Genomic DNA, 18,705 nt, shown 5'->3' with positions numbered 1-18,705 from the left:
GTGAGCACAACCGGCCGGGGGGCCGCCGACGAATCCGCGGTACTGCGCGCCGGGGCCGAGGCGATGGCGCGCGGTGAACTGGGGGAGGCGCTGCGGATCTTCGAGGATGCCGTGCGCACCGAGACCGGGGATATCCAGGTGTGCGCCATGGTCAATGCCGCCTGTGTGGCAGATCAATTGGGTGATCACGCCGGTGCGGTGGTGCGCTTCCGGGACGCGCTGGGACAGATGGGTCCGCAGGCGCCGCGGATGCGGCCGGCCGCGCTGATCAATCTGTCCCAGGCCCTGCAGCGCCTGGGTGATCTGGACGGTGCGCAGGAGGCGCTGGAGCAGGCGCGCGAATTACTGAGCGCCGATACCGCGCCCGGTGAGCTGCGGTACGCCTGTCTGGTGTCCTTGACCGCGGTGGCGCTGCATCGGCAGCAGTGGGCGCGCGGGATCGAGCTGGCCAATGAATCACTGGATGCCGCAATTCATTTCGCGCCCGGGCAGGTCGGGCATTCGCTGATGAATCTGGCGACCGCGCATTTCGAGACGGGACGCTGGGAGCTGGCGGAGGATTTCGCGGGTCAGGCGCTGGTCGCCTTCGAGGCCGCGGCCGACCACGACGGTGTCGCAGAGACCCGCCAGAACCTGGCCGTGATGTACACGCGCTCCAGCCGTTTCGACGATGCGGAGCGACTGCTGATCACCGCGCAGGAGTATTTCGAGGCGGCCGGATATGCGCATCGCGCCGGAATCGGCTGGAAGGTCATGGGTTTCATTGCCGAGGACCGGGACCAGCCCGAGCTGGCGGTCACCCGATACCGGCAGGCGCTGCAGCGTTTCGACGAATCCGGTGCGGTGGTGGACGCCGCCGATGTGCGGACCCGGCTGGCGACCGTCGCCTTCGCCACCGGACGGCTGGAGGAGGGCGAAGCCGAATTGGCCGCCGCCCGCAGCACCTATGCCGAACACGGCCTGGGTCTGCTGTGCGCCCAATTGGATTACTGGCACGCGGGATTGGCGGAACCGCTCATCGATTCGGTGCCCGGCCTGCTCGCCCAAGCCGTGGACCTGGCCATCCCCGCGGCCCTCGCCCTCGACGCGGTTCGCTACGAACTCCCCGACGGCGCACAGCGCGAAACCTGGAACCGCCGCATGGCCGATCCGGCCCTGCGCCTGGCCTTCCGCTACGCCTACCTCTCCGGCGACGCCCTGCTGGTCGCCGACCTCATCGAAACCGCCTGCGCGGGAACCACCCTCGATATCGGCAGGCTCTCCGCCGCCCCGCCCCGCCTCCCCCTCGACACCCTGGACCCGCTCGCCCCGCCACCGGCCAGCTCCGCCCCGGTGAACGACGCCCTCCAACTCGGCACCGCCCTCGCCTCGGTCGCCGCCGGCGCCGGGCTCCCGGTCACCCCGCCCCCACAGGTCGCGGTCGCCCCCGACGGCCACATAGCCCTCGCCGGCTGGATAGCCGCCGCCGAAGAGCGCTACGGCCGCCGCATCCGCGACGATCGGGTCGTCCAGGCATGACGCGGGCCGGAACATTCGTCGCCGAACGGCCGGATCGCGTGCGCGGCTGGGATATACGAGCAGCGCTACGGCCGCAATCGCCGCGACGAGTGCGTCGCTGGTGCGTGACAGAGGGCCGATATCCGTCGGGATGGATGGCAGCGGGCCGTCAGCGGTATGAGCGGTTCGAAGCGACGGTATCCGCTGTCGGACGAGAGGTTCGGGCATGACAGGGGTGCAGCCGACCGCGTATGTGCGGATGGCGGATGCGGGGGATTTGTATCTGACGTGGCGGTGGGTCGATCACGATGCGCCCGGGGGTGTGGGGGTGGTTCCCGAGGCGCAGGTGGAGAAGGCGGTGCAGCGGTTCGCCGGGGCGCTGCCGGCGCCGGGGGTGGGGGGTGGGCTCGAAGCAGCGCTCACCAGTGGGGAATTGGCGTCCTACGAGGCGGAAAATGCCTTGGCGCAGGTGCTTTCGGCGACCTTTCTGCCGCATCAGCTGGCGGTGGCGCTGTACGAGCTGCATGTGCGGGGCGTGCGGCCGCGATTGCGGATTCAGCCTTCGCCGCGGGTGGCGCAGATTCCGTGGGAGTTGCTGGCGCCGGATCCGGGGCTGCGGCTGGTGGATATCGCCGAGGTGAGTCTGCTTGCGCCGCCGGGCATTGTGCATGCGCCGGCCCGGGTGGCGCGGTCCTGGGCGCAGACCCGGGAGCAGCCGGTGGTCGCCGTGCTCGATCCCCGGGTGCCGGGATTCCGGGCCGATTCCGCGCTGGGCTCGGTGCTCGGGCGGATGGATGCGGACGCGCCGCTGGCGGCCCTGGTCGCCGCTCTCGCGGCGCGGGATCGATTGGTGCCGAGGGTGAGTGATCCGGTCGCCGCATTCCGGCGCACCGATGTGGATCGGGTGTGGCTCGGCGAGGTATTGCGCGCCGGCGCGGCGCGGCTGCTGTACGTGGGGCATGTGACGGCGGCCCCTCCGTCCTCCGGGCAGAGCGAGTCCGCCACCATGCACCTGGCCTGCACGGCCGGCACCGTGGGATTCGCACCCGCGCAGCGTGATCACCGGCCGCTCTCGGCGCGGGATCTGCTGCTCGGCACCTATACGCTGTCCGCCGAACCGCGCAGCGGCCCGCAGTTGTGGCCGATTCCGAGCCGGGTGGCACTGATCGCCTGTGAGAGCGGCGGCGATCTGCGCTTCGGTGAGGCGCTCGGCCTGGTCGCCGCAATGCTCACCGGCGGTGCGGAACTCGTGACGGCGGGACGCTGGGCACTGCCCACAGATCTGGCTTTCCAGCGGCTGGGCGGCGCGGGGCCGGAATGCCGTCCGCTACAGGAGGCGGTGTGCGCCATCGATGCCGCCCACGAGCAGACAGATCCTGTTGCGGCGCTCAATGATTGGCAGCGGAGCCGGTTGGCGGCCTGGCGTGCCACCGGCGGCATCGAGCACTCACCGCTCGTCTGGGCCGCCTTCGCGACGGTCGATGCCCGCTGACAGGTCAGCGGGCATCCATGCGGGGCGCGAGCCGTCAGAACGTTGTGCTGGAAGGCACATTCACCCAGCTGGGTGCGGCGGGGTCGAGAACCAGGTGCTGTGGCCGGAGCTGTGATTCCAGCAGCAGTGCGGGAATCATCATGCCCTTGGGGAAATTGGCGGCGTAGATATCGACGCGCAGCCGGTGACCCGGTTGCAGCACCGCATCGGTCGGCTCCAGTCCCACCTCGAGTGTGGTGGGCTCGCCGGGCACGATGGCCTGCCGATCCTCCAGTGTGAGGGTCGGGAAGGGGGCGGTGTAATCGCCATTGGGCGACTTCTTGCTCTTGTCCTCGTCGAGCTTGCGCAGTGACGCGGTGAGCTGTCCGGTGGTCAGTACGGTCGACTGCCCGTCGGGCGCAACATCATTGAGCGTGGCCGACCAGTATCCGTCGGTCGCGTCCAGGACGGTGTTCAAGTGCACGTTCACCGATCCGGAGATGGCGGTGGGCGCGCCGACGGGTTGTCCGGTGAACGTGAGCGCCGCGACCTCGGCGAGTCGGGAATCCTTGCCGCAGGCATCGATAATGCCCAGGACCCCCGCGGTGCCCTGTGCTCCGTCCCGAGAGCACACGGTGGACAGGCCGGGCGAGACGGTCAGCGTCGTCGGCTCCGAAGGTGCTGTCGCACTGAGTGATCCATCGTGCACGACCGTGCCCGCGGTGCCGCTCGGATCGGCCGACAGGTACTGGCGTGCGTACGTCATTCCGGCACGCGGGTACCGGTCGCTGCTGGTCCACCCGCCACCCTGCTGGAACAGGGTCGCCGGGCTGTACGCATCGATACCGTTGTCGATTCCCTTGAGCCACTTGTCGAACCAGGCATGCTGCAGAACGTCCAGGCGCGGCGGCGCACCGGCGACACCCAGTCCGGAACCGAGCGTGACGTGGTACCAATCGCCCATCAGCAGCTTCTTCTGATCGGCCGGCAGCGGAATCGCGTTGTAGGCAGTCGATTCCGAGTTGTTGAAGATATCGTGCCAGCCGCCGACGATGAAGGTCGGCGCGGTGATCCGATCGGGATGTCCGGTGATCCCGGACCGGAACGGGCCCTCGGGATCCAGAAGTTGTTTCATATCAGCGGGTATCGCGTCGACCGATGGCACGACGAGAGCGCGCAGCAGGGTGTCGATGAAAGTGATGGGGCTGGCAACCCGGTCGGCGAGCCACTTCCAATCGAAGTTGCCGGTGGCGATCGAGGACAGATCCGGCAACCATTTGGCCGTATTGACGGCGAGCAGCCAGAACGGGACGAACCCGATATCGAATCCGCCACCGGGCGCGACGGTATCGCGGAGCAGATCGCTGCCGGGAACGACGGAGAACACCGCCTTGACCGATTCGGGTTGCTGTTCGGCGCCCTGCAGTGCGCTGATGCCGCCATTGGAGACGCCCGCCAGTCCGATTTTGCCGTCGGACCACGGCTGATTCGCTGCCCACTGCGCGATTTCGGCGGTGTCCTGCTGTTCGCGTTCACCGAAGACCGGCCAGACGCCCTCGGAGAATCCGGTGCCGCGGACATCGGCGACTATCTCGGTGTACCCGCTCTGGATCAGATGGCGGTCGGCCGCGACCACGCGCCCGCCGCCTCCGGACAGCACCTTGATCTGATCGCCGAGGCTGGACAGCGGTGTGCCATTGAGGTCGAACAGATCGAATCGGTTGATCAGATCGGTGACGCCGTCGAACAGGCCGGGGATCGAGACGGCCGAATCCAGCAGCATGTACGCGAGTTTCGTGTACGGGGTCATATTGACGATGGTCGGCAGCGGGGTGTCCACAATGTGGCCGGCCGCGTCCATCGGCCGATACACATTGGACTTCAGGACGGTTCCGTCGCTCATGGTGATCGGGACATCCCAGTCGACATGCACGCCCGGATACTGTGGCGGCCCGTCCTGTGCGGCCGTCCACGCGGCGGCGGGGTCATTGTCCGGCGGATCGGCATGGGCCGCCGGAACCGTCAGTGTGGTCAGCGCCAGTGTGGCGACGACCGCGGCAGCGCTTGCTGCCCCTAATCGTGCGAACAACCTCATCGAAACCCGACCAGCCCTTCGTTGGACATCCGCTGTAGAGGCGGATAAAAACAGTGCTGTACCTCACTACCTGTCGGGTACCGTAACGTTCCTCACTATCGAGGGCAAGCAAAACGGCTGGGCCGGTTCTCATTACGGGTGGCGCGGCATGACAATCGCGCAGTTCACGGTTGCTATCGTGTCGAGGTGAAGGTGTCAGTTCCCGACGACCGGTTGCCGCGCGGCCCGCACCGGTTGACGCGCGCAGAGGTAGCCGAATCGCAGCGCGGGCGCCTGTTCATCGCCATGCTCGATGCGGTCGCCGAATCCGGCTATCACCCGGTTACTGTCGCGGATCTGGTGGCGCGGGCCAAGATCTCCCGCCGCACCTTCTACGAGTTGTTCGATTCGAAGGAGGAATGCTTCGCCGCGGCCTTCGAAACGGTCGTCGAGGTGGCGAACGGGCGGCTCACCGCCGCGATCAAGGCTGCGGGCCAACTGGATTGGCGGCAGCTCGTCTGCACCTCGCTCACCGCGTACTTCGACATTCTCGCGGAGGAGCCGGCCATAGCGCGGGCGCTGCACGTGGAGGCGCTCATCGCGGGTCCGCCGCTGGCCGGATACCGCAGGCGTCTGATGACGGTGTTCGCTGATCGCATGCGCGCGGCGCGGGAACTCGCCGTGCAGCAGGGCGAGCTCAGCGGGCAGCTGCCGGAGGTGGTCTACGACTTCCTCATCGGCGGTATCGACGACCGCATTCGGGAATGCATGCAGACAGTCGGACCGGCCGCGCTGCCCGGCCTCGCACCGCCGCTGTGCTCGATCGCGCTGACGCTCCTGGACTGCGACGCCCCCTGAGCCGTAGAGGTGAATTCACCCGCTTCGGGTGAGGCCGCTCCTGACCGATCATGCCAGCGTGGAGTGTCGGCTCACTGCCCCAGCGCACTGCTGGCAAACTGTCGGCGCTCGTGATCGTGTCGCGCCAGTCGCGCTGAGGCAAGGAGTCCGATGACTATTCGCAGCAGGATGTGTTCACGACGGGCATGGGCGGGAGCTACGGCAACCACGCTCGCGGTGGTCCTGGCCGCGGTGGGATTGAGCGCCTGCGGTACAGATTCGTCATCGAGCGATAGTTCGGCAACTTCGACCGCCGCGGCCTCGGACGATCCGAAAGACATTGCGGCCGATGCCTTCACCTTCGGCTATCCGCTGGTCCTGATGGACGCCACCCGCGCCTCGGCGGCGGCGGCCAATCACTTCGATCACGCCGATACCCTGCCGACCCCCGCCGACCGGCAGGTGGTGCGGTTGAATCTGGACACTTTCTACTCGCAGGCCTGGCTGGATGTGAAGAACGAGCCCATGATTCTCCAGGTGCCGGAGATGGACCCGAATCGGTACTGGCTCATGCAGTTCCTGGATGCCTGGTCCAATACGAAGCAGGACCCCGGCAGCGTCGATCCGCAGCTGCGCTCGGGCGCGAAGACCGGTCCCTTCACCTACGCGATCACCGGACCGGGCTGGACGGGCACGCTGCCGGATGATGTCACCCCGCTGGCCATGCCGACCGATACCGCATGGCTGCTGGGCCGCGTACAGATCAACGGGCCCGGCGATGTCGAGAATGTGAAAGCCGTTCAGAGCCGGATGAAGCTGGTGCCGCTGAGTCAGTGGGTGAGCGGCAATCATGACAATCCTCCCCCCGCGGCCCCGAGTGACAAGTCGATCAACCCGTCCCGGCAGGTCGCGCAGATGGACGGTCCGGCCTTCTTCGCCAAGCTGAACGAACTCATGGTCGCCGACCCGCCCGCCGCGGCCGACGCCCCGGCCATGGAGCGATTCGCCAAGATCGGCGTATCGCCCGGCGGCACCGCGGACAAGGTCTCCGCCGATGTGCTCAACGCCGGCGAAGCCGCGGCCAAGACGACCATCGCCAATTACCGGAATCCGCAGATGAAGGACGAGAACGGGTGGGATTTCGCCACCAATGTCGGTGCCTACGACACCGATTACCTGCTGCGCGCCAATATCGCCCTGCAGGGCCTGGGCGCGAACCTGGCCAAGGATGCCGTCTACCCGACCGTCTTCAGCACCGCCGACGACAATGGCACGCCGATTCGCTACATCCTGCACTTCCCGGACGGTCAGCTGCCGCCGGCCCATGCCTTCTGGTCGATCACCGCATACGACGCCGACAGTTTCCTCATCGACAATCCGGCCGGCATCTACGCGATCGGCCATCAGATTCCGGTGGTGAAGAACGCCGACGGTTCGGTGGATATCACTGTGCAGAACGCGGATCCGGGCACCGCCGTCCCGCCCGGCAACTGGCTGCCCATCCCGGTCTCGGGCCGGTTCTCGCTCACCCTGCGGCTCTACGCGCCGGATCAGAAGGTCATCGACGGCACCTGGAAGCCACCGGCGCTGCACAAGGTCGCCTGAGAAATACGGCGTCCCGCTCAGCCGGATTCCCAGGGTCTTGCCAGGCTCCTCGGATGGGTCCTTGAGGAATACCTCGTTCGATAGGTGAATGAATCGTATTGCTGCGATTCATCGCTAGAGAGAAAGGAATTCCGATGCTCTCCAACCTGATGAGGACGTCCGGGACCCGAAAGATCGCTGTCCGCGTTGCGTTCGCGGGTGTCCTCGCCGCGGTGCCGCTTACGGCGCTGGCCATTCCGGCCTCGGCCGATGCCACCGTGCCCAGCGCCACCGATGTCGATTGGCACCACCACGATTGGGATCATCATGGCGATCACCATGACTGGGATCACCACGACCACGACTGGAACAACCCGGGCGACTGGAACCAGGGCATCCCGTTCCCGGTTCCGTTCAACACCGGCTCCGCCGGGTAACGAGCGCTGCCTGAAAGGCCCCGTCCGGTCCCAGAGGACCGGACGGGGCTTTCTCATGCGGGCCCGAAGTTACTGCGACTGACCGCAGTTCGAGCAGAAGGCCGTGCCCACCTGGAGCTGATGCCCGCAGCCCGTGCAGTGCGCGCGCATATCGAGACCGGTCCCGCAGGTGCCGCAGAAGCGACCACCCGTGGTGGTGGTCCCGCAGGTCGGGCAGGTGACCCGGGCCGGTGTGGACAGATCCTGGTTCTGCGTCCAATTCTGCTGGTGCGCGGCATCGCGGATCTGCGAACCGCGCGCCTCGGCCTGCGCCTGCGCGATCTGATTGGCGACCAGCGGCGAACAGCGGGTGCACTGGCTGACATGGTCGTTCCAGCAGATGCGGGCGCACACCCAGGACCCGCAGCCGCTGCACAGCCGGAAGTCGTCCTTGACGTGCGCGACCGCGTTGTTGAACGCCTTGTCCTTGGTGGCCGAGGCCGAGCCGCCACCCCAGGTATTGGAGAAGTCCTCGGCGGCGTTGGACACCTTGGTGATCGAACTGAAGTGGTCGCCGAGCAGATCTCGCACCACGCGCAGCGCGCCGCGCCCTCGCGAGAGGTAGTTCTGTTCGAACGGGGATTTGTAGGCGGTGCTGCAGCGATCGCAGCGGAACTCCCACTGGAACCCATTGTCATTGGACTCGTCGTAATAGGAGCTGGTGAAGACGACCGGTGCGGCCATGATCGGGCGATTCCTTTGCGGCTGAGCGGACTACGTACGCACGCGCCCGAAACCCCCGGACCACGTATCGTCAGCTTCTTATCGTATGCCCGGGTGGGTGCGCAACACGGGGAACCGGTGGGAGGCCGCTGTTTACCGCCGCGGCGATAGCGGGAGTGTCGCTGTAGTGCGCCCCTGGAAGTTCCGCCCCGATAATTCGGGGGTCACGGAAAGATAACGAGCCGCTCTACCTGCCGATGTCCCGAATGGGACTTCGGGAGAGGTGGTTTGGTGTGATTCGGACTTGGACGGTCGGTATTGTGACGGTGGTCGCCGCCGCAATGCTGCTGGTCGGTGCGCCCGGCGTGCGGGCCGATCCGGCGCAGCTGCAGCAGTGTGCGGTCAGCTCCGGCCGAACGCCGGAGACCGCGGCACCCGAAGCGGTGGGGCTGGATTCGCAGCGATTGCAGCAGGCGATGGGGTTCGTGGCCGATCCTTCGCGGTTCACGGTCTCGGTGTATCGGAACAACTGCCTGGTGGCGAGCGGGCCGAACAATCAACGCGCGGGCGGGATGCCGTGGAATCTGTGGAGCAGCACCAAGAGTGTGGTGTCCATGGTGGCGGGGCTGGCGGTGGATGCGGGGCGATTGCGCATCGATGATCCGATCGACAGGTATCTGCCTGCGGGGCTGGGGGATTCGGCACATCGCGCGATCACCGTGCGCAGCCTGCTGACCGAGACCTCCGGTATGGAGGTGGCGGTGGCCTCGGAGGGGGTCACCGGGCTGGTGCAGCTCGATCCGAATGTGGTGGCGCAGGCGCTCGCCATGCCCATCGTGCACCCGCAGGGCACCCAGTGGCAGTACAGCCAGCGGGCCGTCGACCTGCTGGCCTATGTGGTGCAGCAGGCGGTGGGGGAGGACTTTCAGGCGTTCGCGCAGCGAAAACTCTTCGAGCCCTTGGGGATCGAGCGCACCGATTATCACTGGGCGCGGGATCGCAGCAACAACACCTACGGTTACGCGCATCTGGTGCTGCCGCCCGATGACTTCGTCAAGCTCGGACTCCTGGTTGCCAACCATGGGAATTGGCATGGCACACAGGTGATTTCCGCCGACTATCTGACCCAGGCCACCACGCCGATCGCCGCCAACGACTGCTACGGCTTCCTCTTCGTGGTCAATGGCCCGGACTGCGGGTCGATCTTCCCCGGCATGCCCGCCGACGCCGTGCAGATGTCGGGAATGATGCGGCAGGACAACACCATTGTGCCGAGCCTGGGCCTACTGATCAGCTGGACCGGGGTGACGGTGCCCGGTGGTTCGGTGAGCTTCCCGCACGAGGCGATGCGTTCGCTGACCGCTGCCTTCCGGGATCCGGTGCTGCCCGATCCGGGGCCCTATGTGGCCGGGCCGGATATCAGCCTGTCCGATCCCATGATCTCCAATCCGGACGCGACTCTCGCCGCGCTGGGTCTGGGGCCCATGGCCTATCCCGGCTGTGGGTTGCTGACCTGCCTCGACAAACCGCTGGCGCCGCCGGTGTCGGATTGGCCGCCCGGCTGCTACATCGTCGGCTGCTTCGGAACCGATCCCGCGACGCCGGGCATTCGGTAGGACGTATCCCGGTTACCGCGTGGCTCGCCCGTCACATCTACTGACCATATACCCCCGGAGGGTATATGGTCAGGGTATGGACCAGAAGAACGGGCATAGCGGTCACGCCGAGATGGACCACTCCGCCATGGATCACTCCACGCACGCGGTAATGGATCACGCCGCGATCGCCGACACCACGCATGCGGATATGGACCATGCCGCCATGGGGCACGCCGGGCACGGCGGCATGTCCATGGACGAGATGGCCGAGGACATGCGCAATCGATTCCTGGTCGCGCTGGTCTTCTCGGTGCTGGTGATGTTCTGGTCGCCGATGGCGAAGGATATGTTCGGGCTGGATCTGCCGACCCCGTTCGGGCTGCGGCAGGACATCTGGGCGCTGATTCTGAGCCTGCCGGTGATCTTCTACTCCTCGGCCATCTTCTTCACCGGTGCGGTGGCCGCGCTGAAGGCGCGCACGCTCGACATGATGGTGCTGGTCGCGGTCGGCATCGGCGCGGGCTGGCTGTACTCCCTCGCCATCACCCTGACCGGCGGCGGTGAGGTGTTCTACGAGGCCTCCACCATGCTGGCCACCTTCGTCCTGCTCGGGCACTGGTTCGAGATGCGGGCGCGCGGCGGGGCCAATGACGCCATTCGCGCGCTGCTGGATCTCGCGCCGCCGCAGGCCGTGGTGATCCGAGACGGGCAGGAGGTCGAAATCCCCACGGCCGACGTGATTGTCGGCGATGTGCTGCTGGTGCGGCCGGGGTCCAAGATCGCCGTCGACGGTGAGGTGCTCGAGGGCGAGAGCGAAGTCGACGAATCCATGGTCACCGGCGAAAGCCTTCCGGTGCACAAGGATCCGGGCGCGACGGTCATCGGCGCGACGCTCAACGAGAACGGCGTACTGCGGGTGCGGGCCACCAAGGTCGGCGCCGATACCGCCCTGGCGCAGATCGTGAATCTGGTTCGGGAGGCGCAGAGTTCGAAGGCGCCGGGCCAGAAACTGGCCGACCGCGCGGCCTTCTGGCTGGTGCTGGTCGCATTGATCGGTGGCGCACTGACTCTCGTGGTGTGGCTGCTGGCCGGGGCCACCTTCGCCAAGGCCATGCTGTTCGCCATTACCGTTGTGGTCATCACCTGCCCCGACGCGCTGGGACTGGCCACTCCGACCGCCATCATGGTCGGCACCGGTCTGGGCGCGAAACGCGGTGTGCTGTTCAAGAATGCGATGGCGCTGGAGAGTTCGGCGCGAATCCAGACCGTGGTCATGGACAAGACCGGCACCCTCACCAAGGGTGAGCCGGAGGTCACCGAAATCGTCACCGACGGCGTGATCACCGCCGCGGAATTGATTCCGCTGCTGGCGGCCGTGGAACGCGAATCCGAGCATCCGCTGGCGGCGGCGGTGGTGCGCTATGCCGAGGGGCAGGGCGCGAATGGTGAACGGGCACAGGACTTCGAGAACATTCCCGGGCACGGCGCCATTGCCACCGTGAACGGCCGCCGCGTGGTGGTCGGCAATCGCCGGCTGCTCGAGCGCGAGGGAATTGCACTGGGGGACTTGGCCGCTGCGCGTGATCGGGTGGCGGGCGGCGGTCAGACCGCTGTGCTCGCGGCGGTGGACGGCAAGGCGGCTGCGGTCATCGGCATTGCGGACGCGGTGCGCGAGACCTCGGCCAAGGCCGTGCGGGATCTGCACGAGATGGGCGTCGAGGTCGTCATGCTCACCGGCGACAACCACGCCACCGCCGAGCGCATTGCCGCCGAACTCGGGATCGACACCGTCATCGCCGAGGTGCTGCCCGGCGACAAGTCCGACAAGATCGCCGAATTGCAGTCCGGGGGAAGGAAAGTCGCCATGGTGGGCGACGGCGTCAACGACGCTCCCGCACTGGCTCGCGCCGACCTCGGCATTGCCATCGGCGCCGGCACCGATGTGGCCATCGAGACCGCCGACCTGGTCCTCATGCGCTCGGATCCGCTGGACGTGCCCACCGCCCTGCGCATCGGCCGCGGCACGCTGCGCAAAATGCATCAGAACCTGGCCTGGGCGGTCGGCTACAACACCATCGCCCTGCCCATCGCCGCCGGCGTCTTCGAACCCGCGCTGGGCTGGACCCTCCGCCCGGAAATCGCGGCTCTGTCGATGTCCGGCTCCAGCGTCATCGTCGCTCTGAATGCCCTGTCCCTCAAGCGACTACACCTCCCCAGCCGTAACTGATCCCCCGTCATCCCGGTGCGTTTCTGGCCGGGATCCACGCCGGAAATGTGGATCCCGGCCAAAAGCATGCCGGGATGACGGGGAGCGTGTCAGCTGACGGGTTCGAGGGCGGGGGGTTGCCAGTCGCCGTCCAGGGCCTGCTTTTTCGGGGCGTAGAGGCGCATACTCAGGGAGAATTTTCCGGTTGGGGGAATGGGGAGCCAATTGCCCTGGGGGACAGTGGAACCCGGGTCCTCGCTTTGGACGGCAATATCTACCGAGCCGTCGGGGTTGGGGACCGGGGGGATCTGGTGGCCGACGGCGTAGACGTCGGCGGTGTTCGGGACCAGGTAGCTGTCGCCGTCGTAGGCGGTGATGGACCAGAAGGCGGCTACCGGGGGGAGTTGGCCGGCGGGGAAGTGCAGGCGGAAGCGCTGGGGGTGACCGTCCTTGTCGGCGGTCCCGAAGAGGCTGGGGTACACCGCATCCTCGGCCAGGTTCGCGCCGAGCGCCTGCACCGCGGTGACGGCGCGCAAAGCGTAATCGGTGCCGTAGCTGCCGAGGTCGGTGGAGAACTTCCAGCCGTTCTCGTTCTTCGATTGCGGATCGTCGAAGGTGGTGATCTGCGATTTCGACTGGGTGACACCGGAATTCAGCAGATCCGCGGACACATTGTCCACGGTCGCACCGGGTTTGATACCGATCTCGGCGAAACGCTCCAGTGCCGGGGCATCTTCCGGCGCGGGCGGTTCGGCGGCCATGAGTGCGCACAGTTTGTTGAAGAACGCCGGCCCGTCCATGGCCGCCACCTGCTTGGGCGGCGGGGGCACGGACTGGTCCACCGCGTACACCCGGCCGGGGGAGTCGGTCTCACCGCGCAGCCAGGCGCTCAGCGGTACCAGCTTCAGCTGATCCTGCAGCGCGCGCACCCGGTCGACATCGGCCGCGCCATTGACCTGGATGCGTCCGATCACCCAGGAGGTATTCGTGGGCACGGGCAGCTGCGTCATGCCGTCCGGCACCGATCCGTGCCAGTCCGGTCCGGTCACCAGGTAGGTGAACGGCGGCGTCGCCGCCCCGGCGCCGACCTTCGGGCTGACGCTGCTCGGATTGTGGCGGGTATTGGTCCAGGCGTCGAGCACCTGCATGAGCCAGTACCGGTCGGCCTCCATACCGGGCACCTGCAGCACCAGCGGTTCGGCGGCCAGATCCAGCCAGGCCTGCGAGTACAGCGTGTCGAGATTCAGCCGCACCACCTGTTTGTCGTCCGGTGTGGGCAGGTGGACGGCATTGGCGAACTGATTGACGGCCCCGCCCGAGGCGCGGGTGGCATCCATGAGCACCAGCGGATACCCGAACGTATAGGCATCGGCGGCAACGGCTTTGGGATCACTCGACGAGGGTGTGGTGGTGGCCGTCGTGGACTTGTCGTCGTTCGAGCTGCACGCGACGAGGGCCAGTCCCGCCACGGCGGCGGTCCCCATGCCCAGCACCCAGCGGCGCGAGAAAACATGAGTGGTGGGGAGTGGATCCTGCACGTCGCGCTCCTTCGTCTGTCCGGATGGCAATGCCACCGGAGCTTAGCTACGAATTCGCTGAATCTCGGCTCCGCCACTCGCGACCTCGCGAGCACGATCACCTCGACGCTCGCGTATATGACCTACCTGCTGCAGTGCTGGGGCTCGATGGAGGTGACACCTCGGCCAGCAGCCATTGCTGTGTATTAGCAATCGGCATCCTTGCTGGCGGTCTCAGGCGCGTAGCAGCGCGGTCTGCACCTGCTGCAAGCGCTCCACATCGCCTCGGAATCCGGCGACGGCATCGTTGTAGAGGAATGCTTCCCAGAGTCGAACCAGGGCGTAGGCCAAGGTATTTCGCTCGATCGGCGGGTGGTAGCCCTGCTCTTGCGCCTGCTCGATCAGCTGCTCGACAATCGCCACCGCCGCCTGATGCACGACCCCGTCGCTGCGGGTGATCAAGCGCAGTGCGGCGGTGGATTCATTGTCGAAATACGTTCGCAGCGAATCGTCTTCGACCAGTCGGTGAATGGTGTGATCGAGCACCTCGGCGAGCCGCTGCCCGCCGCTGCCGCGGCAGCGCCGATCGGCCGAGCCGACCATGCGCTCCAGCTGACCGGCGATCGCTGCGCCGAGCAGTCCGTCGCGGGAGCCGAACCAGCGATAGATGCTGGCCCGGCCGACACCGAGCTGTGCGGCAATGGCATTCACATCGACGCGCTTGCCGGCCAGGAACATGGTGATGGCGGCCTTCAGGACATCCTCGCGACTGGCCGAGGCCGGTCGCCCCGGCGCCCTGGTTCCCTCCGCACGTGTCACGCCGAAAGAATAGGGGTCAGGTACTCCGACAGCGTCCGCGCGGTCACCACCCGGCCCAGCGCCAGGGCTTCGCGCAGCACCTGCGGATCGCGGTCGACCCGGCCGATATCGGGGGCATTGTGCGGCGGGCGGATCTGCAGTACCGCCGGATCGGTGGCGAAATCCTCCTCGTCACGCAGGTGCTGCTGCATTCGGGTCCGCCACGGTTCGACGGTGCCCGGCGCGTGCCGGGCCAGGAAGCGCGCCACCACCCGGTTCTCGAATGACGAAGGCGCGCGCATGAGTTCGTCCGCGCGCCGGGTCCGCAGCACCAGCACGCGGGTCGCCCCCTGCGCCAAAGCGGTACGGATGGGCACGGATTCGGAGAGTCCGGCATCCACGAAGCGCCGCGCGCCGATGTGCACCGGCCGCCCGGCCAGGATCGGCAGGCAGGTGGAGGCGCGCAGGGCGGCCTGTACCGAGGCCCCGTCGGTGAGTTCGGAATGCAGATCGACCGCATTGCCGGTATCGGCATCGGTCGCGATGGGATGAAAGGTGACCGGATTGGCCAGGATGGCCGGAAAATCCATCGGCACGATTCGCTCGTACACCGTGTGCACCAGATACCGGGTATCGACCACCGGACCGCCGCGCAGTGCGCGCACCGGGGAGATGACCCGATTGATCACCTCGGGATGCCAGGCGCGCTCGGATTCCATGGCCCGCCCGCACAGCAGCCACGCACCGTTGAGCGCGCCGGCCGACGCCCCGTACACGGCGTCGAAGCACGGCAGCACGCCGAGTTCCTCTATGGCCATGGCCATTCCGTGCGAGAACGCCCCGCGGGAGGATCCGCCCTCGATGACCAGTGCGAGCCGGTGCCCATCGGTGCGCTGCCCCGGTGCGCTGCCCTCGCGATGTCGGTGGGCGATCAGTTCGCCGACTCCGACGGTCGTGAGGTCGCCGCTGTGGTTCTGGTCCGGCATGGGGCCCCTTCCTGTAGCCATCGAGTCTACGGCGGCTATTTGAGACATTGAAGTCTCTGTGTATCATATTGCGCGACGAAGACTGCGCTGGAGGTCGGATCGGCGGTATCGGCGCGTCCGGGGTGGCCTAGGCGGCGCCGGAATCCTTGCCCGCCAGTAGAACTCGCAGTGCCCGGGCGATCGCGCGGGAGGCTGCCTGCTGAGTGAGGCCGCGACGGTCGACCAGTTGGTGCCGGTACGCCCAGCCTGCCGTCGCCTCGATCAGGTCCAGCAGTTCGGTATCGGTGCTGCCGTCGCGATGCAATTCGGTGGCGAAGGTTCGGGCCAGGCCGTCGCGGGTGCGGCCGTCGGTTGTTCGCATGCGCTCGTCGAGCACCGGAATCGATTGCGATTCGAGCAGGCCGAGCAGTCGCGGATTGCGTTGTGCCGCAAAGATCGCCTCGCTCTGCGCGATGACCGCGTCGATGCGCGCATCCAGCGGGAGTTGCGGATCCGGTGCCGCGATAAGGGTTTCCACGTACTCCGACTGCGCCTCGACCGCGGCGATGCGCAGATCGTCGCGGCCCGGGAAGTGCACGAAGATGCTGCGCTCGGAAACGCCCGCGCGCTCGGCGATGTCCTTGGCGGTCGGCAGGAATTTGCCGTCCTTGATGGCTGTCAGCAGAGCGTCGATGATCGCCCGGCGGGTCTGCTCCGGATTGCGACGGCGGCGGCGCACGGTGGGGGCGTCACCCGAAGACGCGGCGGGGGAGTCGGTCGCGGGTTGTGCGGTGCCGTCACTCATGTCTGCATCCGATCACAGCGTCTCCCGGTGGTCCATGGGGCACGTGAGATTTCATAGCCCCACTATTGCAGTCTAACTGCAATAGTGGTTATGGTGGCTATCGACGACAGGAATCGGTTGAGCATCAGACGAGGTAGGAGAGCGAAGTGGCCGACGGCAATCGGAACGACAGCGGGCAGCAGCCGGAGAATCCCGGACCCAAGGTGTCCCGGCGCGGCATGCTCGGCGTCGGCGCGGCAGCCCTGGCAGCGGTCGGTGTCGGCGGTGCACTGTCCGCCTGCGGCACCTCCGACGAGGTGAACCCGTCCACCACCCAGACCGACCCCACCGATGCCATCACCGCGGCGAACAAAAAGGTCACCGAGACCATGCCGTTCTCCGACACCACCGACTTCGCCGATGCCGACCGCGGTTTCATCGAGGCGCTGCAGCCGGGTGTCATCAAGGATGACAAGGGCAAGGTGGTCTGGGACACCGACTCCTACAACTTCCTGCAGGGCACCTGCCCGTCCTCGGCCAATCCCAGCCTGTGGCGGCAATCGCAGCTCACCATCAAGCAGGGCCTGTACGAAATCGCGCCCGGCTTCTATCAGATCCGCGGCCTCGACCTGTCGAATATGACGCTCATCGAGGGGCAGGCCGGTGTCATCGTCATCGACCCGCTCATCTCCAATGAGACCGCCGCCGCCGGGCTCGCGCTGTACCGCGCGCATCGGGGCAACAAGCCGGTCACCGGATTGATCTACACCCACGCGCATGTCGATCACTTCGGCGGTTCGCTGGGTGTGACCACTCGCGAGGATGTCGACGCGGGCCGCTGCCCGGTGGTCGCGCCCTCCGGATTCCTCGAGCACGCGGTCGCGGAGAACATCTACGCCGGCACCGCCATGGCGCGCCGCGCCGCCTATATGTACGGCGCCGCACTGCCGCGCGGGCCGAAGGGGCAGATCGGCGCGGGCCTGGGCCAGACCACCTCGGTCGGCACCACCACCCTCATCGACCCGACCCTCAGCATCAACACCACGGGTGAGGAGCACGTCATCGACGGCGTGCGCATGGTGTTCCAGATGACGCCGGGCACCGAGGCGCCGTCGGAGATGAACTTCTATTTCCCCGATCGCCGCATTCTCTGCATGGCCGAGAACGCCACCCACACCCTGCACAATCTGCTGACGCTGCGCGGTGCGCTGGTGCGCGATCCGCATGTGTGGTCGAAGTACCTCACCGAATCCATCAATCTCTATGCGCGCCAGTCCGATGTGGTGTTCTCCTCGCACCACTGGCCGCTCTGGGGCACCGGCAAGATCGTCGAATACCTTTCCGCACAACGGGATCTGTACGGCTACCTCAATGACCAGACGCTGCGCATGCTCAATACCGGCATGGTCGGCAGTGAGATCGCCGAGGCCATGCAGATGCCGCCGGAGATCGAAAAGGCTTGGTACTCACACGGTTACTACGGCAGCGTCAGTCACAATGTGAAGGCGATCTACCAGCGGTACATGGGCTGGTTCGACGGCAATCCCGCGCACCTGTGGGAGCATCCGCCGGTCGACGGTGCCAAACGGCACGTCGATGCCATGGGCGGCGCGAACGAGGTGCTGAAGAAGGCGAAGAAGGCCTACGACGACGCCGACTACCGCTGGGCCGTACAGCTGCTGAACTACGCGATCTTCGCCGACGACAGCAACAAGAAGGCAAAAGACTTGCAGGCCAGTGCTTTCGAGCAGCTGGGCTACGGATCCGAGAACGCCACCTGGCGCAATTTCTACCTCTCCGGCGCCTACGAACTGCGCAACGGCTCCTTCGGCACGCCCACCTCGGCCAATTCCAAGGGCCTGCTCGCCGCGCTCACCGTGGATCAGGCGTTCGACGCCATCTCGCTGTTCGTCAACGGGCCCGAGGCCTGGGACGTGCACGTGGTCACCGACTGGAAGTTCAGCGACCAGAACGGCAAAGTGCACCGCTCCGAGCTGCGCAATGGCGTGCTGGTGCACTACGACCGCTGGCCGAACGACGGCCTGGCCGCGCCCGATGCGACCGTCACGCTCACCCGCGGCGGGTTCATTCAGAACATGATCGGCGGCGGCGATATGAAGGCCGCGGTAGCCAAGGGCGACATCACGATCGACGGCAATGCCGCCGTGCTCGCCCAGATGAAGGGGCTCTTCGGCAAGCCGGACCCGAACTTCGCCATCGTCACACCGTAAAGAC

Annotated in this window: 14 protein-coding genes; 8 read left to right on the top strand and 6 right to left on the bottom strand. The window is 66.8% G+C overall.

Features of this window, described 5'->3' with window-relative positions:
* Entirely contained in the window at positions 1 to 1,518 is a 1,518-nt protein-coding gene (locus ABZX86_RS25740) for a tetratricopeptide repeat protein (RefSeq protein ID WP_355127199.1), read from the top strand.
* Positions 1,519 to 1,723: 205 nt separating this feature from the next.
* A complete protein-coding gene (locus tag ABZX86_RS25735) occupies positions 1,724 to 2,989 on the top strand; it encodes a CHAT domain-containing protein (protein ID WP_355127198.1) in 1,266 nt (421 codons plus the stop codon).
* A 34-nt stretch (positions 2,990 to 3,023) separates the two neighbouring features.
* Here ABZX86_RS25735 and ABZX86_RS25730 read toward each other — a convergent pair whose 3' ends face one another.
* Complete coding sequence (locus ABZX86_RS25730; protein ID WP_355127197.1) at positions 3,024 to 5,063, bottom strand: CocE/NonD family hydrolase; 2,040 nt, start codon at positions 5,061 to 5,063, stop codon at positions 3,024 to 3,026.
* Positions 5,064 to 5,249: 186 nt separating this feature from the next.
* Between ABZX86_RS25730 and ABZX86_RS25725 the strand changes: the two genes are divergently transcribed.
* The 3 genes from ABZX86_RS25725 to ABZX86_RS25715 all read left to right on the top strand — a co-directional run bounded on the left by ABZX86_RS25725 (position 5,250) and on the right by ABZX86_RS25715 (position 7,900).
* A complete protein-coding gene (locus tag ABZX86_RS25725) occupies positions 5,250 to 5,900 on the top strand; it encodes a TetR/AcrR family transcriptional regulator (protein WP_355127196.1) in 651 nt (216 codons plus the stop codon).
* Positions 5,901 to 6,050: 150 nt separating this feature from the next.
* Positions 6,051 to 7,484, top strand: a complete 1,434-nt coding sequence (locus tag ABZX86_RS25720; protein ID WP_355127195.1) for a DUF1254 domain-containing protein — start codon at positions 6,051 to 6,053, stop codon at positions 7,482 to 7,484.
* 134 nt (positions 7,485 to 7,618) lie between these two features.
* A complete protein-coding gene (locus ABZX86_RS25715) occupies positions 7,619 to 7,900 on the top strand; it encodes a hypothetical protein (protein WP_327141482.1) in 282 nt (93 codons plus the stop codon).
* A 69-nt stretch (positions 7,901 to 7,969) separates the two neighbouring features.
* Here the strand turns inward: ABZX86_RS25715 and ABZX86_RS25710 are convergent, their stop codons facing one another.
* Entirely contained in the window at positions 7,970 to 8,623 is a 654-nt protein-coding gene (locus tag ABZX86_RS25710) for a zinc ribbon domain-containing protein (RefSeq protein ID WP_355127194.1), read from the bottom strand.
* Between the two features lie 272 nt (positions 8,624 to 8,895).
* Between ABZX86_RS25710 and ABZX86_RS25705 the strand changes: the two genes are divergently transcribed.
* Together ABZX86_RS25705 and ABZX86_RS25700 are read left to right on the top strand one after the other, a co-directional pair.
* Positions 8,896 to 10,218, top strand: a complete 1,323-nt coding sequence (locus ABZX86_RS25705) for a serine hydrolase domain-containing protein (protein ID WP_355127193.1) — start codon at positions 8,896 to 8,898, stop codon at positions 10,216 to 10,218.
* Between the two features lie 76 nt (positions 10,219 to 10,294).
* Entirely contained in the window at positions 10,295 to 12,427 is a 2,133-nt protein-coding gene (locus ABZX86_RS25700; RefSeq protein WP_355127192.1) for a heavy metal translocating P-type ATPase, read from the top strand.
* An 89-nt stretch (positions 12,428 to 12,516) separates the two neighbouring features.
* On the opposite strand, the gene ABZX86_RS25695 is transcribed toward ABZX86_RS25700, so the two are convergent.
* The 4 genes from ABZX86_RS25695 to ABZX86_RS25680 form a co-directional block, all read right to left on the bottom strand.
* Positions 12,517 to 13,944: a DUF1254 domain-containing protein gene (locus ABZX86_RS25695; RefSeq protein ID WP_355127191.1), complete on the bottom strand. Its 1,428-nt coding sequence runs from the start codon at positions 13,942 to 13,944 to the stop codon at positions 12,517 to 12,519.
* Between the two features lie 213 nt (positions 13,945 to 14,157).
* A complete protein-coding gene (locus ABZX86_RS25690) occupies positions 14,158 to 14,742 on the bottom strand; it encodes a QsdR family transcriptional regulator (protein WP_355127190.1) in 585 nt (194 codons plus the stop codon).
* Entirely contained in the window at positions 14,739 to 15,707 is a 969-nt protein-coding gene (locus tag ABZX86_RS25685) for a patatin family protein (RefSeq protein WP_355127189.1), read from the bottom strand. Before ABZX86_RS25685 ends, ABZX86_RS25690 begins: the two co-directional genes overlap by 4 nt.
* A 127-nt stretch (positions 15,708 to 15,834) precedes the next feature.
* Complete coding sequence (locus ABZX86_RS25680; protein ID WP_355127188.1) at positions 15,835 to 16,491, bottom strand: TetR/AcrR family transcriptional regulator; 657 nt, start codon at positions 16,489 to 16,491, stop codon at positions 15,835 to 15,837.
* A 368-nt stretch (positions 16,492 to 16,859) separates the two neighbouring features.
* On the opposite strand from ABZX86_RS25680, the gene ABZX86_RS25675 reads away from it, so the two are divergent.
* The gene (locus tag ABZX86_RS25675; RefSeq protein ID WP_355127303.1) at positions 16,860 to 18,701 is read left to right on the top strand and encodes an alkyl sulfatase dimerization domain-containing protein; all 1,842 of its coding nucleotides are present in this window, start codon (positions 16,860 to 16,862) and stop codon (positions 18,699 to 18,701) included.
* The last annotated feature ends 4 nt before the right edge of the window (positions 18,702 to 18,705 follow it).

It is taken from the genome of Nocardia sp. NPDC006630, from assembly GCF_040611495.1.
GTDB lineage: Bacteria > Actinomycetota > Actinomycetes > Mycobacteriales > Mycobacteriaceae > Nocardia.
Note: the sequence above shows the minus strand (reverse complement) of the source record. Positions and strands in the feature narration are given on the sequence as shown.

What these genes read in the sequence shown, in the direction of transcription:
- ABZX86_RS25715 (WP_327141482.1), top strand. Translation starts at nt 7,619, where the DNA reads ATGCTCTCCAACCTGATGAGGACGTCCGGGACCCGAAAGATCGCTGTC.
- ABZX86_RS25680 (WP_355127188.1), bottom strand. Translation starts at nt 16,491, where the DNA reads ATGAGTGACGGCACCGCACAACCCGCGACCGACTCCCCCGCCGCGTCT.
- ABZX86_RS25730 (WP_355127197.1), bottom strand. Translation starts at nt 5,063, where the DNA reads ATGAGGTTGTTCGCACGATTAGGGGCAGCAAGCGCTGCCGCGGTCGTC.
- ABZX86_RS25685 (WP_355127189.1), bottom strand. Translation starts at nt 15,707, where the DNA reads ATGCCGGACCAGAACCACAGCGGCGACCTCACGACCGTCGGAGTCGGC.
- ABZX86_RS25720 (WP_355127195.1), top strand. Translation starts at nt 6,051, where the DNA reads ATGACTATTCGCAGCAGGATGTGTTCACGACGGGCATGGGCGGGAGCT.
- ABZX86_RS25700 (WP_355127192.1), top strand. Translation starts at nt 10,295, where the DNA reads ATGGACCAGAAGAACGGGCATAGCGGTCACGCCGAGATGGACCACTCC.
- ABZX86_RS25710 (WP_355127194.1), bottom strand. Translation starts at nt 8,623, where the DNA reads ATGGCCGCACCGGTCGTCTTCACCAGCTCCTATTACGACGAGTCCAAT.
- ABZX86_RS25735 (WP_355127198.1), top strand. Translation starts at nt 1,724, where the DNA reads ATGACAGGGGTGCAGCCGACCGCGTATGTGCGGATGGCGGATGCGGGG.
- ABZX86_RS25675 (WP_355127303.1), top strand. Translation starts at nt 16,860, where the DNA reads ATGCCGTTCTCCGACACCACCGACTTCGCCGATGCCGACCGCGGTTTC.